The organism is Polaribacter sp. NJDZ03 (assembly GCF_019263805.1).
Taxonomy (GTDB): domain Bacteria; phylum Bacteroidota; class Bacteroidia; order Flavobacteriales; family Flavobacteriaceae; genus Polaribacter.
Map to the genome: position 1 here is coordinate 71,701 of NZ_CP079195.1, position 16,234 is coordinate 87,934.

Annotated in this window: 12 protein-coding genes; 10 read left to right on the forward strand and 2 right to left on the reverse strand. The window is 30.1% G+C overall.

Going from position 1 to position 16,234, the window contains the following annotated elements; all coding sequences use genetic code 11:
* The first annotated feature begins 171 nt into the window (after window positions 1–171).
* The 5 genes from cysS (at window position 172) to KV700_RS00240 (ending at window position 7,203) form a co-directional block, all read left to right on the forward strand.
* A complete protein-coding gene (cysS, locus tag KV700_RS00220) occupies window positions 172–1,650 on the forward strand; it encodes a cysteine--tRNA ligase (RefSeq protein WP_218598664.1) in 1,479 nt (492 codons plus the stop codon).
* Between the two features lie 112 nt (window positions 1,651–1,762).
* Entirely contained in the window at window positions 1,763–1,996 is a 234-nt protein-coding gene (yidD, locus tag KV700_RS00225; RefSeq protein WP_166387319.1) for a membrane protein insertion efficiency factor YidD, read from the forward strand.
* A gap of 147 nt (window positions 1,997–2,143) precedes the next feature.
* Entirely contained in the window at window positions 2,144–2,989 is an 846-nt protein-coding gene (gene lgt, locus KV700_RS00230) for a prolipoprotein diacylglyceryl transferase (RefSeq protein ID WP_166387321.1), read from the forward strand.
* Between the two features lie 97 nt (window positions 2,990–3,086).
* Window positions 3,087–6,851 carry a beta-propeller fold lactonase family protein gene (locus tag KV700_RS00235; protein WP_218598665.1) on the forward strand — a complete coding sequence of 1,255 codons (3,765 nt, stop codon included), beginning with the start codon at window positions 3,087–3,089 and terminating at the stop codon, window positions 6,849–6,851.
* 40 nt (window positions 6,852–6,891) lie between these two features.
* Entirely contained in the window at window positions 6,892–7,203 is a 312-nt protein-coding gene (locus KV700_RS00240; RefSeq protein ID WP_166387325.1) for a DUF6787 family protein, read from the forward strand.
* Here KV700_RS00240 and KV700_RS00245 read toward each other — a convergent pair.
* Window positions 7,200–7,469: a hypothetical protein gene (locus KV700_RS00245; RefSeq protein ID WP_218598666.1), complete on the reverse strand. Its 270-nt coding sequence runs from the start codon at window positions 7,467–7,469 to the stop codon at window positions 7,200–7,202. The genes KV700_RS00240 and KV700_RS00245 overlap by 4 nt on opposite strands.
* 93 nt (window positions 7,470–7,562) lie before the next feature.
* Between KV700_RS00245 and KV700_RS00250 the strand changes: the two genes are divergently transcribed.
* From KV700_RS00250 to rimO, 3 genes are all read left to right on the forward strand, one after another.
* Window positions 7,563–8,189, forward strand: a complete 627-nt coding sequence (locus KV700_RS00250) for a CoA pyrophosphatase (RefSeq protein WP_218598667.1) — start codon at window positions 7,563–7,565, stop codon at window positions 8,187–8,189.
* Window positions 8,190–8,242: 53 nt separating this feature from the next.
* Window positions 8,243–9,058: a 1-acyl-sn-glycerol-3-phosphate acyltransferase gene (locus KV700_RS00255; protein WP_218598668.1), complete on the forward strand. Its 816-nt coding sequence runs from the start codon at window positions 8,243–8,245 to the stop codon at window positions 9,056–9,058.
* 165 nt (window positions 9,059–9,223) lie between these two features.
* On the forward strand, window positions 9,224–10,576 hold the full coding sequence (rimO, locus tag KV700_RS00260; protein ID WP_218598669.1) for a 30S ribosomal protein S12 methylthiotransferase RimO: 1,353 nt from the start codon (window positions 9,224–9,226) through the stop codon (window positions 10,574–10,576).
* Window positions 10,577–10,641: 65 nt separating this feature from the next.
* Here rimO and KV700_RS00265 read toward each other — a convergent pair whose 3' ends face one another.
* Entirely contained in the window at window positions 10,642–13,119 is a 2,478-nt protein-coding gene (locus KV700_RS00265; protein WP_218598670.1) for a M14 family metallopeptidase, read from the reverse strand.
* 199 nt (window positions 13,120–13,318) lie between these two features.
* On the opposite strand from KV700_RS00265, the gene bshC reads away from it, so the two are divergent.
* Together bshC and rlmF are read left to right on the forward strand one after the other, a co-directional pair.
* Complete coding sequence (gene bshC / locus KV700_RS00270; RefSeq protein WP_218598671.1) at window positions 13,319–14,911, forward strand: bacillithiol biosynthesis cysteine-adding enzyme BshC; 1,593 nt, start codon at window positions 13,319–13,321, stop codon at window positions 14,909–14,911.
* A 268-nt stretch (window positions 14,912–15,179) separates the two neighbouring features.
* Entirely contained in the window at window positions 15,180–16,034 is an 855-nt protein-coding gene (gene rlmF, locus KV700_RS00275) for a 23S rRNA (adenine(1618)-N(6))-methyltransferase RlmF (protein ID WP_166387346.1), read from the forward strand.
* Window positions 16,035–16,234 lie beyond the last annotated feature (200 nt).

A 16,234-nucleotide genomic window follows, 5' to 3' on the forward strand; every position in this document is an offset into this window, starting at 1 on the left:
TGTATTATTTTTATGCAACTTTAATGTTTTATGTCTTTTTTTAATAAAAATGTAAATTTAAATATATTTAATTTAGACCAACTTTAAATCTTAGTAAACTTCTAACAAATTCCATTTCGTCATTCTTTTTAAAGTGTCTATCTTTATCGGCTGTAATTAGTCACTTATTTAATGGAACTGTACAAAGAAAATCAACTAAAAGTATACAACTCTTTAACCAAATCTAAAGAGAATTTTAAAACCATAACAGACGGATACGTAGGTATGTATGTTTGTGGTCCAACCGTTTATAGCAACGCACATTTAGGAAATGTTAGAACCTTTATGTTTTTTGATGTTGTGTATCGTTATTTATTGCATTTAGGCTATAAAGTGCGTTATGTGCGTAATATAACCGATGCAGGGCATTTAGAAAATGATGCAGACGAAGGGGAAGACAAAATTGCTGTAAAAGCACGTTTAGAACAAATTGAACCGATGGAAGTTGTACAACGTTACACGGTAGATTTTCATGATGTTTTAAAAAACTATAATTTTTTACCACCAAGTATAGAGCCAACTGCCACAGGTCATATTGTAGAGCAGATAGAAATGATTAAAGAAATCATAGAAAAAGGTTTTGGATATGAAGTAAATGGTTCTGTCTATTTTGATGTACATGAGTATAACAAAAAAGAAAATTACGGAATTCTCTCTGGTAGAAAAGTAGAAGATTTATTACATAATACCAGAACTTTAGACGGACAATCTGATAAGAAAAATCCACAAGATTTTGCACTTTGGAAAAAAGCGGATGAAAAGCATATAATGCGTTGGCCTTCTCCTTGGAGTGATGGTTTCCCAGGTTGGCATTTAGAATGTTCTGTAATGAGTACAAAATATTTAGGCGAAAGTTTTGATATTCATGGAGGTGGAATGGATTTAAAATTTCCGCATCACGAATGTGAAATTGCACAATCTAAAACATGTAGCGGTGTAACTCCTGTAAATTATTGGATGCACACAAATATGCTTTCTTTAAACGGACAGAGAATGGCTAAATCTACCGGAAATTTTATTTTACCAAATGAAATTTTAACTGGAGAAAACAACATTTTACCAAAACCATTTTCTGCAAGTGTTGTTCGTTTCTTTAACATGCAAGCTAATTATAGAAGTATTTTAGATTTTTCTGGAGATGCTTTAGAAGCATCAGAAAAAGGACATGCTAAATTGATGGAAGCGGTTAATTTCTTAGATAAAATTGTAGCTGGTAAAACATCTACTTTTAATGTTCAAGATTGGAAAAAAGCATGTTATGCTGCCATGAATGATGATTTTAACACACCAATGTTAATTCCGCAATTATTTGAAGCAGTAAAAGTTATCAATCAAATAAAAGAACATAAAGCAAGTTTAACAGCAGAAGATCTAGCTGAATTTAAAACCACAATTAATGCATTTGTTTTTGATGTTTTAGGGTTGATGAATGAAAACTCTCAAGACAATTCAGAAAAAATTAATGGTGTTGTAGAGTTGTTAATTAAGTTAAGAAAAGAAGCAAGAGAAAATAAAGATTGGGCATTATCAGATCAAATTAGAGATGAACTAATAACCTTAGGAATTCAATTAAAAGATGGTAAAGAAGGCACCACTTTCTTAATCAATTAAAAAAAATAATTACGAATTGAAAATTATGAATTACAAATATGTCAGTTCGAGTGATTCCGATTTTTTATCAGAATTGTATCGAGAACTTTTTTTAATTCTTAAAGTTTAATCATTGAAAAAAATACTGTCTTTTCCATTTATATTGTTGGTTCGTTTTTATCAAACCGCAATATCACCATTTACACCAGCAACTTGTAGGTATAGTCCTACGTGTTCTCATTACACCATTGAAGCTTTACAAAAACATGGTTTGTTTTCTGGTGGATGGTTGGCATTAAAGAGAATCTTTAGTTGTCATCCTTGGGGAGGAAGTGGTTATGATCCTGTTCCGGATAAAAAAGAATAATAGAAAAAAAATAGACATAAGACTTTTTGACTTATGACTAAAAAAGAAATACAATTGACATCTCGAGCGCAGTCGAGAGATTTTTTTAATAGTACGTATTATAATAAGGTCTCGACTGCGCTCGACCAGACATAGAATAAGAAATATATGAGCTTTTTAGCAATTACTTGGAATCCTTCAATAGGAATAGATTTAGGATTTTTTGTTGTACGTTGGTACAGTTTAATGTTTGTAGCAGCATTTTTATTAGGTTTAAGACTAATGAAAAAAATCTATGTAGAAGATAAAATTCCTGAAGAAAAGTTAGATGTATTATTTATGTATGTCTTTGTTTCTATGCTTGTAGGTATGCGTTTAGGGGATGTGTTCTTTTATAGTTGGGACTATTATCAGAACCATTTATTAGAAATATTTTTACCGATAAAAGAAAGTGCAACAGATTCTTTATTCGGAATTATAAAAGGTTGGAAATTTACAGGTTTTACAGGTTTTGCAAGTCATGGAGCTGCAATTGGTATTCCAATAGCTTTATATTTTTATGCAAAAAAACACTTACAAAAACCTTGGTTGTTTATCTTAGATAGATTGGCAATTATGGTTGCTTTAGGAGGTTTCTTTATCCGTTTTGGAAACTTTTTTAATTCAGAAATTTATGGAAAAGCAACAGATTCTAATTTTGGAGTTATTTTTAAAGCAGCAGGAGAAACGGTACCAAGACATCCAACACAATTATATGAAGCATTTAGTTACTTAGCATTGTTTTTTGTAATGTGGCATTTATATTGGAAAACGGATAAAAAGAAACAAACAGGATATCTTTTTGGTCTTTTTATGGTAGTACTTTGGTCACTACGTTTCTTTATTGAATTCTTAAAAGAAGCACAAGTAAATGGTAGAGAAGATTGGGTATTTAACTCCTTAAATACAGGACAAGTATTAAGTATACCACTCGTTCTAATTGGTGTTTGGCTAATGTTTAGAAAGGTTAAATAATTTTATTTTATTATTATTTAATCTTTTAGTAAAATTAACCTCTTTTTTGTAAGTTTACTGTTCAGTTATTCAAAACCCTAATAAGTTTAACTCAACTATGAAATTTTTAATTTGCTTATTCTTTCTATTTGCATTTTTGCAAATGCCTTTACATGCACAAAGTTTATCCTATTCAGGTCCTAACCATTTCGATATTACAAAAGTCGATTTTGTAAGAGCTACAAACGGTATAACTTCATACGAAACAACGCCTAATGGAATGGCGTTTGGAGACGGAGGAACAAAGTTTTATACAGTTGGTTCTAGTGGGAATTTTGTTAGTCAATTTAACCTAACTATACCTTACGATTTATCTACAATGTCTCATTTAGATAAATACTTTTTTATAGCATCGAGTGTAGAAAGTAATCCACAAGATGTAACTTTTAACACATCTGGCTCTAAAATGTATATTACAGGAGAAGATGATGAGGATATTACAGAGTTTGATTTATCTATAAATTGGGATGTTTCTTCTGCCACAATTAATGACACTTTTAATATTTCGACAGCTATATTTTCTTATGACGGCTCTTCTGCAACAAGGCCTCATGGTATTACTTTTAATAATGATGGTTCTAAGTTATATGTATTAGAAAGAGATACAGATAAAGTGTATGAATTTAATTTAAGCCCTGCTTTTGATGTTTCTACTGCAACAACAGGTGTTGTCGCAGAATTAGACGTTTCCGGACAAGAAACAAATCCTAGAGGTCTTGCATTTAATAATGATGGAAGTGAACTTTATGTTATTGGGATGACTGGTGATGATATAAATACTTACACATTTACATCAGGTAATGAATTTAATTTATCTTTTGCAACTTATTCCTCTAACTACTCAATACAAGCGAATGAAAAAGAACCTCAAGAAGTAATTTTTAATGATATTGGTTCTAAGTTTTATGTTGTTGGTAGAGTTGGTGCAGATGTAGATGAATATACGCTATCTGCTAATTTCGATTTTACATCTACAGTAACTTATTTAGATAGTTATAAGTTAGAAACAATAGAAAAAACAACACATGATGTATTATTTAATACAGATGGAACTAAGATGTATGTTGCAGGAGATGATTTAAATTCAGTGTCACAGTTTTCCTTATCTACTCCGTATGACATTTCAACAATTACCTTTGAAGATGCTTTATCTATTAGTACAGAAGAAACTTTTATTAGAGGTATACAATTTAACAATACTGGAAATAGGTTTTACATTATAGGTTCTCAATCTGATGATTTAGAAGAGTATGCTGTTTCTACACCTTTTGATTTATCTTCTACAGTTACTCATTTAGATAGTTATAATGTAAATGTAGATGATTCAAATCCATCTAGTTTTACTTTTAATAATGATGGTAGTCTGTTGTTTGTTTTAGGAAACAGTACAGATAGAGTAATTGTTTATTCACTTTCTACTAATTATGATTTATCAGGTATTGCATCTGGTCCTTTAGGTAGTTTTTCTGTTAATGCAGATGATGATACACCTACAGGTTTATCTTTTAATAATGATGGAACAAAGTTTTTTATTACAGGTGATCAAAAGAACAAAGTTTTTGAATATACTTTAATTACTCCATTCGATTTAATAACCAGAACACCGATTTTAACAAACGAATATTTAATATCTTCAATAGAAAATAGTCCAACAGGCATTACATTTAATAATTCAGGGGCTAAAATGTATATAGTCGGTTTCGAAAATGATAATGTTAATGAGTTTAATTTAACAAAAGGTTTTTTACCAGAAGTTGCAATAACAAACAACGGAACATTAAGTACTTCTAATCCTTTAGTTGTAAGTATTAGCGGTGATACTTTTGCTGATATAGACGGAGATGGTTTATTAGATGAAACTACAGAATTTACAATTACCAATTTACCAGAAGGATTAACACCTTTTTTTACATTATCTAATGGAGATACTGTGGCAACACTTTCTTTTACAGGAGTCGTAAAATCTCATTTAGATACTGATGATGTGGCAGATTTAGTTTTTAATTTTACAGATGCAGCTTTTACATCATCTAGCGCAGCAACAGTTACTAATGCAGTAGCATTTTCAGGTTTTGTTGGTGTCAATTTTATAAGTTGTTATAATGATATTATTTATAATGGAACTTGGTCTGGAGGAAGTGGAGCAAGTGGCCAACCAACAATAGCAGATGCAACAAAAGGAGTTCTCATTCAATCTGACGTTACTTTAACTGAAGATGTAGATTGTTTTTGTTTAAATATAGAGGCTGGTAATACTTTATCTGTAGCAACGGATTTAGAGTTAAATGTTTCGGGGTCTTTAGAGTTAATAGGAGACTTAAGACTTTTAGGAACCGCTCAATTAAAACAAACACATACAGGCGTTAAAAATGCATCTGGTGCCGGAAATCTTTATAAAGATGTAAAAGGCAATTTAAAAAACGTTTACCAATCAAGTTATTGGTCGTCACCAGTAACAACAAATGGAGAAACGTACAATATAAAAGGCGTTTTAAAAGACGGAACTACTCCTTTAACAGAGACCAATACACCTTTAGATATTAATTTTTCTGCAGATTTTGACGGAGATTACACTACTTCACCAATAACATTAAGTACAAGGTGGTTGGCTAAATTTGTAAATAGTGGCGATTGGACAAGGCAAATAAATGAATCTACAACATTATTAAACCCTGTAGAAGGTTTTAATAAAAAAAGTACAGGAAATTCCACTGGTCAAAATTATACTTTTGTAGGTAAACCAAACGATGGAGATTATACGAGTGAAATAGCTGCTTATGGTTCTGGTACATGGAGTGTATTAGGAAATCCGTATCCAACGCCAATAAAAGCAGATACCTTTATTTCTGATAATGCAGGAGTTATTGTTGGTACGCTTTATTTTTATGATTCTGGAGATGATACATCTCATTATACAGGAGAATATTTGGGCGGTTATGCTACGAGAACTTCAGGTGTTGGAGCTCCGGCTTCTGGCCTAGGAGGAGTAAGAACTAAAACTCCAGATGAAAATATAGATATAGGACAAGGATTTTTTGTAGAAGCATCTGCTACTGGTGGAACTATCAATTTTAACAACGCACAAAGAGTTTTTGATATTGCTGGTTCAGACACCGAAACATTTCATAAAAATAATGCAGTTGCAAAGAAAAAATTTTTCCCTATTTTAAGAATAGGTTTTGAGTTCTTATTAACAGACCAAACATATCACAGACAAGTAAGTGTAGGTCTTAGAGGACTTACGGCTGAGTATGAAGATGGGTATGAAGCAGAAATGTGGGATTATAAATCTACAGATATGGCGTTAAAAATTGAAAACAAAGATTTTCCCTATGCAATTACAGGTATAGAAGATTTTGATCAATCTTTAATGATTCCTTTAAAAGTGCAAACTAATTTAAATAGAGAAGTTACTTTTAAGATAGATAATATGACAGATATAGACTCTGAGGTTTATTTATATGACAACGTTACTCAAAATTATTTTGATATTACTTCAGTTGACGCAATAGTAAATCTTGATGCCGGTGTGTATAATGATCGTTTTTTTATAACTTTTAATCAAACAGTTCTTGGTTTAGATGTTCGTGAGATAAATAAATTTACGGTTAAAAATCAGGATAAACAACTCGTTATTTCATCAAAAGAAATATTAGAAGATGTTAAGGTTTATAATTTATTAGGGCAAAATGTTGCTTCTAAAAAGAACCATTTAAAAGAGACTGAAGTAAAAGTGAACATACTTAATTTTAAAAAAGGAATTTATATTATTAGAGTAAGAAATTCTAAGGGAAGTTTTAGTAAAAAAATTAGTGTCTACTAAATTTCCTTAATTGGTTTCCTAATTGTAATTTCGCAAAAATATGGAGAAATTAAAACAACGTTGGGGAGTAAAAAATAATTGGTCTATTGTAGCAATTATTTTAGTATTTTCTATAAACGGTTCCTTTGCTACTTGGGTAGCTAAACCTATAACAAGTTATATCGGCTTGTCTCAAGAAACAACAAACCCTTGGGTATTTTGGCCTTTAAGAATTTTATTAATTTTTCCTATTTACCAAGCTACACTTCCAATTGTAGGTTGGTTTTTCGGACAATTTAAATTCTTCTGGGCTTTCGAAAAAAAGTTTTTAGGCAGATTAGGACTCGGATTTTTATTTAAAAAAGGAAATTAAAACGTTATAATTTCTTCTACTTCTTCCTTTTTAATTACATGGTTATAAAACCACATTATTGTAAATGTTGGTATAATATCTAAAAAAGGGAGTGCTTCTTCAATAAAACTAACTATAGCAGCAACTTTACCTTGTTTACCTTTGTACATTTTGGTCATTAAATAACTAGATAATGGAGCCCAAAGTACATCTATAAAAGGTATTGGAATGATACCAATAAGGTCTAATAAGATGCTTAAAATTAGTTTTTTGTATTTTTTAGTCATAGTTGTATTTTAATAGAATCATTCAAAATTCTTGCCAAATAGGGTTTATTTAAAGTTGAAATGAATAATTTTGTTAAAATTAAATTTTTATAAGTGAATTTTAACGATTTCAAAAATAAAATAACACAACTTAAAACAACCGAGTTAGGAGGTTTAAATGCACAATTTAAATTAGCACCTAAAATTCGGTTAAAATATGATGCTGATAAAATTACTGAGAATAACCCAAGAAAAGCGGCAGTGTTGGCATTGTTTTATCCAAATTTAAAAAATGAAACCTGTTTTCTATTAACTCAAAGAGCAAGTTATAAAGGTATACATTCTGCACAAATAAGTTTTCCTGGAGGTAAGAAAGATAAAACAGACTCAAATCTTTTAAAAACAGCCCTAAGAGAAACCTTTGAAGAAGTTGGAGTAGCTGAGGAATCTATTGAAATAATTAGAGAATTAACAGATGTATATATTCCTCCAAGTAATTTTTTGGCAACGCCTTTTTTAGGGTATGCAAATCAACAACCAAATTTTAATTTAAATTATGAAGTTGAGCAAACAATTGAAGTTTTATTAAGAGATTTGTTATGTGAAACGAATTTTACGGCTATAAAAATGAATACTTCTTATATGGATAATGTAGAAGTACCTTGCTTTAAATTAGTAGGTTATATTGTTTGGGGAGCAACAGCTATGATGCTTTCTGAAATTAAAGAACTCTTTAAATAGCATCTTTCTTAATTGTTTTGTAAGTTTGTTAAAATAACTAAAACGAATATAGAATGCCTTTATTTAAAAGGAATCCATTTGGCCACATTTTATTCTTAAAAAAATGGCTTATAAGAATTTTTGGAATTGTGTCTCACGGTAGATATCGTAAATTTAATAATTTACAGATAGAAGGGTCTGATAACCTTAAAAACTTACCCGATTCAGGAGTTTTATTTATTGCTAATCATCAAACTTATTTTGCAGATGTAGCTGCTATGTATCATGTTTTTAATGCTACTTTAAGTGGTAGAGATGATTCTATAAAGAATATTGGTTATATCTGGAAACCGAAGTTAAATGTTTATTTTGTTGCGGCAGGAGAAACTATGAGATCTGGTATATTACCTAAAATATTTGCTTACATGGGATCTGTTTCTATAGAAAGAACATGGAGAAGTGGAGGTAAAGATGTAAAAAGACAAGTTAAAAATTCTGACATTTCTAATATAGGAAAAGCTATAAAAGACGGTTGGGTAATAACCTTTCCGCAAGGTACAACAACCCCTTTTAGACCAATTAGAAGAGGTACAGCACATATTATTAAAACCTACAAACCAGTTGTAGTACCAATTGTAATTGATGGTTTTAGACGTTCTTTTGATAAAAAAGGCTTAAGTATAAAAAAACGTAATGTTTTGCAATCTATGGTTATAAAAGAACCATTAGATATAGATTACGAAAATGAAAGTGTGGCAGACATAGTAACTAAGATAGAGTTTGCTATAGAACAACACAAATCTTTTTTAAAGGTTTTGTCTGTAAAAGAATTAGAGGCATTAACAGTAGAAGAAGAAGAATTGAATAAGAAAAGAGAGTTTTGGAGTTGATAAATCCAATTAGAAAATAATACATATTAAACCTCGATTTTTCGAGGTTTTTTTATGCAAAAAAAACAAGATTAAAGATTCTTAGAAACCTTAATTAATAACCATATAAAAACTATATAGATAAACCCTAATTAAGCTGTATATTTGCAGTCAGAAAAAAATGATATGCGTACAAAAACCATCAAAAAAAATAAGATTAACGTTGTTACTTTAGGTTGTTCTAAGAATATTTACGATTCAGAAGTATTAATGGGGCAATTAAAAGCCAACGGAAAAGATGTTGTTCATGAAGATGAAAATGATGATGGAAATATTGTCGTAATCAATACTTGTGGGTTTATTGGTAAAGCCAAAGAAGAATCTATTGATACCATTTTACATTATGCCAAAAGAAAAGAAGCTGGTGAAATTGATAAAGTTTTTGTTTCTGGTTGTTTAAGTGAACGATATAAACCAGATTTAGAAGCAGAAATTACCAATGTAGACCAGTATTTTGGTACGCACGATTTACCAAATCTTTTACAAGCATTAGAAGCAGATTATAAACACGAATTAATAGGTGAACGTTTAACGACGACTCCAAAACATTATGCATATTTAAAAATTGCAGAAGGTTGCGATAGACCTTGTTCTTTTTGTGCAATTCCTTTAATGAGGGGGAAACACGTTTCTACACCAATTGAAGATATTGTTACAGAAGCAACAAAATTAGCCGCAAAAGGTATTAAAGAAGTAATGTTAATTGCACAAGATTTAACATATTACGGATTAGATATTTACAAAAAACGTTCTTTAGCACAATTGTTAGAAGCATTGGCTAAAGTAGACGGAATTGAATGGATTAGAATGCATTATGCTTTTCCTACTGGTTTTCCTATGGATGTTTTAGAAGTGATGAAACGCGAACCTAAAGTATGTAATTACTTAGATATTCCTTTACAACACATTAATACCGAGTTGTTAAAATCTATGAAGCGTGGTACAACACATGAAAAAACAACGGCGTTAATTCATAAGTTTAGAGAAATGGTTCCTAAAATGGCCATTAGAACTACACTAATTGTGGGGTATCCTGGAGAAACAGAAGAAATGTTTCAAGAGTTAAAAGATTGGATAGAAGAAATGCGTTTTGAGCGTATGGGAGCTTTTGAATATTCTCATGAGGAAAATACAGGTGCTTATGTTTTAGAAGATGACGTACCTGCAGACGTAAAGTTTAGACGAGTTAATGAGATTATGGAAATTCAATCTCAAATTTCTTGGGAATTGAATCAAGAAAAAATAGGAAAAACATTTAGATGTTTATTCGACAGAAAAGATGGAGAATTTTTCTACGGAAGAACAGAATCTGATTCACCAGACGTAGATAACGATGTTATTGTAGATGCTAAAGAACATTATATTAAAATTGGTGAATTTATAGATATCAAAATTCATGAAGCTGGAGATTACGATTTATACGGTACACCAACCGTAAAACAAGAGAAACCAGTTTCTTTAAATCAAAAAAGGAAGTAATAATATAAAGCATAAAAAAACCACTCTAATGAGTGGTTTTTTTATGTTATTAAAATAAAATGATGCTACTTTAATTTATCAGAATTTAATAAGAAAACAGCATTGGCAACAAATAGTTTTCCGTTTTGCCAAAACGATCTAAACAAAGGGTTGTCTACCATATAAATAATGCTTCCACTACCCATTTTTTCTTCAGCAAATAAAACTGATTTTGGTACGTTTTTTACAGCTTTACTTCCTGCATAACCAGATACATTCTTAACGTTTTCATCAAAATAAGCAACGTTATTTCCTTCTTTTAAATACTCATACGTAGTGCCACCTAATTTTAAAGAAAAATAATAATTTCCATAACCAAAAGCTAGCGGATGTGTATTGTCTAAAGTACTTTTAAAAATACTACCGGTAATTAAATTGGCAACATCTTCTCGCTCTCTATTTGCATAAGGAGTTAAGTTAGTTTCTTTTATTTTTTCTTCGGATATTTTCTTTTTTAAAGAGAATTCTTTTTTATCAGCAAAGCTATTTAAAGCATTTCCAATGGCTATTAAAGTACCACCAGAACGTGTCCAAGTTTTTAATTTATCTAAAGTAGTTTTTGTTAAAATACTATTATATCGTCCGTCAGGAATAATAATAACATCGTATTTTGAATAATCTAAAGAACCAAAGTTATTAGAATTGATATTGGTTATTGGATATTTTAATTGTGTTTCAAAGAAATGCCAAACTTCACCAAAACTTAAAGAAGAAGTTCCTTTACCAGATAAAACCGCTACTTTTTGTTGGTTAATTGGTTTTACAGAATAAGACCCAAAGTCTACTCCAGAAGAAACAAAACCTGTAGAAATATTCGTTAACTCTCTTTGGTGTTTGTTTGCAATGTCTATTAAATTAGTATCAAAATTATCATTTCTATTGTCGTTTCTTAAAATAATTAAAGTTCCTCTTTTGTACGATTTACCTTCAACAGAAAAAGGTTTTTCAGAAAAACGTGGCGTAATATCAGCTTGTAATAAAGCTCCTAAAAAAGTAGCATCGTCTAAACTATTCCATTTAGAAATATAAGCATACGCATTTTTATCAATAGAATTGGTAATAACATTTTCGTTTTTACCAATAGTAGCGTTTACTTTCGTTTTAGAAGCAATCGCTTTAAATCCGTGTGCATACGGTAACGACCAAGCAGTAATATCATAGGTTAAAGAATCTACTAATTTTGCTTTAGGTTCAAACAAAACTTTTACCATTTTTCCTTTTGGTTGATCTGTGTGTATTACTAAATCGTTAGCAGAAACATTCATTTTTGCTTCTTTTTGAGTTGTATAATCGTATCCTTTTACAATTCCGATTTTTGCGTTTTCGTATTTAATTTCATGTGTATCTAATAACGCTTTTAAACGATTAGTTTTGTCTTCATTCTCATTTTTTAACACATAACTTTTATAACCTAAAGTTGTGTTTTTAAAGAATTTTCTAAACTCTGTATTTAATTTTTCTGCATTTTTAGATGAAATTTCTACAGTAGACAAACCAGTAGTGAGGTGATGAATAGCTCTGTCTTTTAAGGTTAGCACTTCGCCTTCATCTGTATTAATACCTAAACCTGCCATTCCATGACCTGCTTGTTCGTATGTCATACCAATTGCGCCCATATAAGTTGGGTAGGTATCTCCGTAACTTGGGTATAATAAATCGAAACTTTCTTTGGTAAAATATAACCAACCTTCTTTATCAAAGTAACTAGCATGATTTTTTCCTACTTCTGTTTGAAACTCACGTTGCCAATCAGAAATAATTTCATGAAAAGGTTCCGCCGCAGGTGCAAAATAATAAGGACTATTAATATATTGTTCATGAAAATCTACATGCACATGAGGCATCCATTTATTATATATTTTTATACGTTGCGCAGATTCTACTTGTGTTGCCCAAGCCCAATCTCTATTCAAATCGAATAAATAGTGATTTGGTCTTCCAGAAGGCCAAGGTTCTGCATGTTCTTTTGCATCTTGATTGGTATTAAAAGGAGTACTTTTTACTTGGTTATACCAATTTACATACCTGTCTCGTCCATCAGGATTTACAGATGGATCTATAATTACCACTGTATTTTCTAACCATGTTTTTTTCTTAGTAACCAATTCATAGAGTGTTAACATGGCAGCTTCTGTACTAGAGGCTTCATTTCCATGAACGTTATAACTTAGCCAAACAATGGCTTTGTTATTTTTAGAATTCCCAGAAATAATGCCAGTTTGAGTAAGATTAGCGACTCTAATATTTTCTAAATTATTTATGTTTTCTTCGGAAGAAATATAACTTAAATACAAAGGTCTGTGTTCATTGGTTTCTCCATATTTCTCTAATTTTACATTAGATAAATTAGTGCTTACATATTTAAAATAATCTACAACTTTATAATTTCTAGTAAAGCGAGATCCAATTTCATACCCTAAAAATTCAGATGGAGACTGTAAAGATTGAGAATAAATGCTTCCAAGTGTTAAAAAAGCAGTGATAAAAAGTAGTTTAATTTTCATAAAGATGCGTTTGAGAGTCAAAAGTAAGAATATATTTTTTTGTTTTTCAGTAGATTGATTCTTTATCTTGTTAAAACTTTGTTAGATTGGATTGGTGTTTATGACAAAGAAAAAATTATTCGTATTTTTATCGAAAATTAATCAAACTAAATGAATTCTACTTCAGAATCTGATTGTTGCCAAAAAAGTGTTCTTTAAGATGAAAGTAACACAGATACCTTTTAAAAAAACCGGTTTTTTCTCTTCTACAATGCTAGATTATTTAGAGAAAAAAGAGTCTATACAACCATTTTATAATAATTTTCCTGATATTTCTGGCTTTCATAATCAGATAGAGGAAAAGCAAAAATCATTTAGATTGCAATCTAGATTGGTGTTGGTAGATGCTTTAAAAAATCAATATAAAGAGTTTAACGTTTCTACAAAAACGGAAGAAAATATTGAGAGTTTAAAGCTACAAAATACATTTACCGTAACAACAGGTCATCAATTAAATTTGTTTACCGGACCATTATATTTTTTATATAAAATTCTGTCTACCATTAATTTGTGTGAAGAGTTATCAGATAAATTTCCAGAACAAAATTTCGTTCCCATTTATTGGATGGCAACAGAAGATCATGACTTTGAAGAGATTAATTATTTTAATTTTGATGGAAAAAAAGTACTTTGGAATAGAGAAGATGGTGGTGCCGTTGGACGATTTTCTACCGAAGGATTAGCAGCTGTTTTTGATGTTTTCTCCGAACATTTAGGGCATTCTAAAAATGCTGAATTTCTAAAAAAGTTGTTTTCAGATGGATATTTAAAACATGATAACTTAGCAGATGCTACTCGTTATATTGCCAACGAATTGTTTAGTGATTATGGTTTGATAATTTTAGATGGAGATGATGCTAGTTTAAAACAATTATTTACCCCAATTGTAAAAGACGAATTAGAAAATGAAACTTCTTTTAGAGCAGTTTCTAAAACCATTGCAGATTTAGAAAAGAATTATAAAATTCAAGTGAACCCAAGAGAAATTAATTTATTTTATTTGGGTGATAAATTTAGAGAACGTATTATTTTAGAAGGCGGAATTTATAAAGTTAACAATACTGATATTTCTTTTTCAAAAGCAGAAATTTTAAAGGAAGTAGATGAAAATCCGAAAGCATTTTCGCCTAACGTAATTATGAGACCTTTGTACCAAGAGGTAATTTTACCAAACCTTTGTTATTTAGGTGGAGGAGGAGAGATGGCGTATTGGTTAGAATTAAAAGATTATTTTGAAGAAGTTTCCATTCCATTTCCTATTTTATTATTGCGTAATTCAGTGCAAGTAGTCTCTGAAAAACAAGCCAATAAATTAAAGAAATTAAATATTTCTTTAGAAGAATTGTTTTTAAATCAGCATGATTTATTGTCTAAAAAAGTGGTGGAAAACTCTGAGATTAAATTAAACTTTAATGAAAAGATTCAGTTTTTAGAAAAGCAATTTTTAGACCTGAAAGAAGTAGCAAAACAAACGGATGTTTCTTTTGTAAATGCAGTAAATGCGCAAGAAAGAAAGCAAGTTAAAGGTTTAAAGAATTTGCAAAAGCGTTTGTTAAAAGCAGAGAAGAAAAGACAAAAAGATTTAGTGGAAAGGATTACTTTGCTTCAAAATGAAATTTTACCAAACCAGAGTTTAGAAGAGCGTCAGCGTAATTTTTCTGAATATTATTTAGAGTATGGTTCGTCATTTACAAAAGCATTAAAATCGGCATTAAAACCATTGCAATTAGAGTTTACAGTTTTAGAATTATAACCCAGAGATTTACAGTGAAATTATAGCGTTTTACTGAGTTTTTTTAATTAATAATTTTAGAATATATAATGTTCTGTCATTTAGAAATGAGCTTTTTTTAAGCGATTGAGAAATCAGACATTAAAAATATATTATTTTGAACTTACCTTATAAATTCAAACAAGTTCACCTTATATAACTTACTTTTGGTGTTCCAAAAGTATAACACAAACAACTGTGATAATCAGTGAAATCCGTGTCACTTTTTTACCATATAATATACTATACAATGAAAGAAAAAGGCCTACATCCAAAAAACAAATTCAACAAAGGTTATAATTTTGATGAATTAAATGTTATTAACCCAGCATTAAAAGAATTTGTTGCTAAAAATGAATTTGGTACTGTTACCATAGATTTTTCAAATCCGGATGCAGTAAAAGAATTGAATAAAGCTTTATTATTTTCTTTAGATAAAATTTCTACATGGAATTTTGGAGACAAAAATTTATGCCCACCAATACCTGGTCGTTTAGATTATATTCATCACTTAGCAGATTTGTTATCCGAAGAAAAAGATATTAAAATTCTTGATATTGGTACAGGAGCAACGGGTATTTATCCATTATTAGGTATTGCAGAATACGACTGGAATTTTGTAGCTACAGACATCGATTTAGATTCTTTAGATACTGCCCAAGATATCATGGATGATAATAATTTTACAAATAAAATAGAATTACGTCAGCAATTAAATGAAGAGCAAATTTTAAAAGGAGTTTTAAAAGATACAGATTCATTTTCTGCAACCATGTGTAATCCTCCTTTTTACAAATCGGCAGAAGAAGCGCAAGGAGCAAATGGTAGAAAGTCTAGAAACTTAGGCAATAACGCTGTTAGAAACTTTGCAGGTAACAACAATGAACTTTGGTATATTGGTGGAGAAAAAGCTTTTTTACATAATTATTTGTATGAAAGTTCTTTGTTTCCTAAAAGCAGTAAATGGTTTACAAGTTTAGTTTCTAAGAAAGAAAATGTAAAGAGTTTAGAAAAGTCTTCTGCCAAGTTAGGAGCTGTTGAATTCAAAATTATTCCGATGCACCAAGGAAATAAAGTAACTAGAATTGTTGCTTGGAGGTTTTAATAAAAAAGCTCATCTTAATCTTCCCAAAGAGAAGAAATATATTTCATAAAAAAGGCTCAATCAAAATATTTTGATTGAGCCTTTTTTTATGAAGCAGATAATATTTAATTTTCGAATCTAATTGAAATCGCCTGATATTTCTGATTAGTTTATCCTGAGTGCAGACGAATGACTAAAAACTCATTTGATAATATAATGCA

Excerpts from the sequence above, each read along its gene's own strand:
- cysS (WP_218598664.1), top strand. The coding sequence starts at position 172 with ATGGAACTGTACAAAGAAAATCAACTAAAAGTATACAACTCTTTAACC.
- lgt (WP_166387321.1), top strand. The coding sequence starts at position 2,144 with ATGAGCTTTTTAGCAATTACTTGGAATCCTTCAATAGGAATAGATTTA.
- KV700_RS00235 (WP_218598665.1), top strand. The coding sequence starts at position 3,087 with ATGAAATTTTTAATTTGCTTATTCTTTCTATTTGCATTTTTGCAAATG.
- KV700_RS00240 (WP_166387325.1), top strand. The coding sequence starts at position 6,892 with ATGGAGAAATTAAAACAACGTTGGGGAGTAAAAAATAATTGGTCTATT.
- KV700_RS00245 (WP_218598666.1), bottom strand. The coding sequence starts at position 7,469 with ATGACTAAAAAATACAAAAAACTAATTTTAAGCATCTTATTAGACCTT.
- KV700_RS00255 (WP_218598668.1), top strand. The coding sequence starts at position 8,243 with ATGCCTTTATTTAAAAGGAATCCATTTGGCCACATTTTATTCTTAAAA.
- rimO (WP_218598669.1), top strand. The coding sequence starts at position 9,224 with ATGCGTACAAAAACCATCAAAAAAAATAAGATTAACGTTGTTACTTTA.
- KV700_RS00265 (WP_218598670.1), bottom strand. The coding sequence starts at position 13,119 with ATGAAAATTAAACTACTTTTTATCACTGCTTTTTTAACACTTGGAAGC.
- bshC (WP_218598671.1), top strand. The coding sequence starts at position 13,319 with ATGAAAGTAACACAGATACCTTTTAAAAAAACCGGTTTTTTCTCTTCT.
- rlmF (WP_166387346.1), top strand. The coding sequence starts at position 15,180 with ATGAAAGAAAAAGGCCTACATCCAAAAAACAAATTCAACAAAGGTTAT.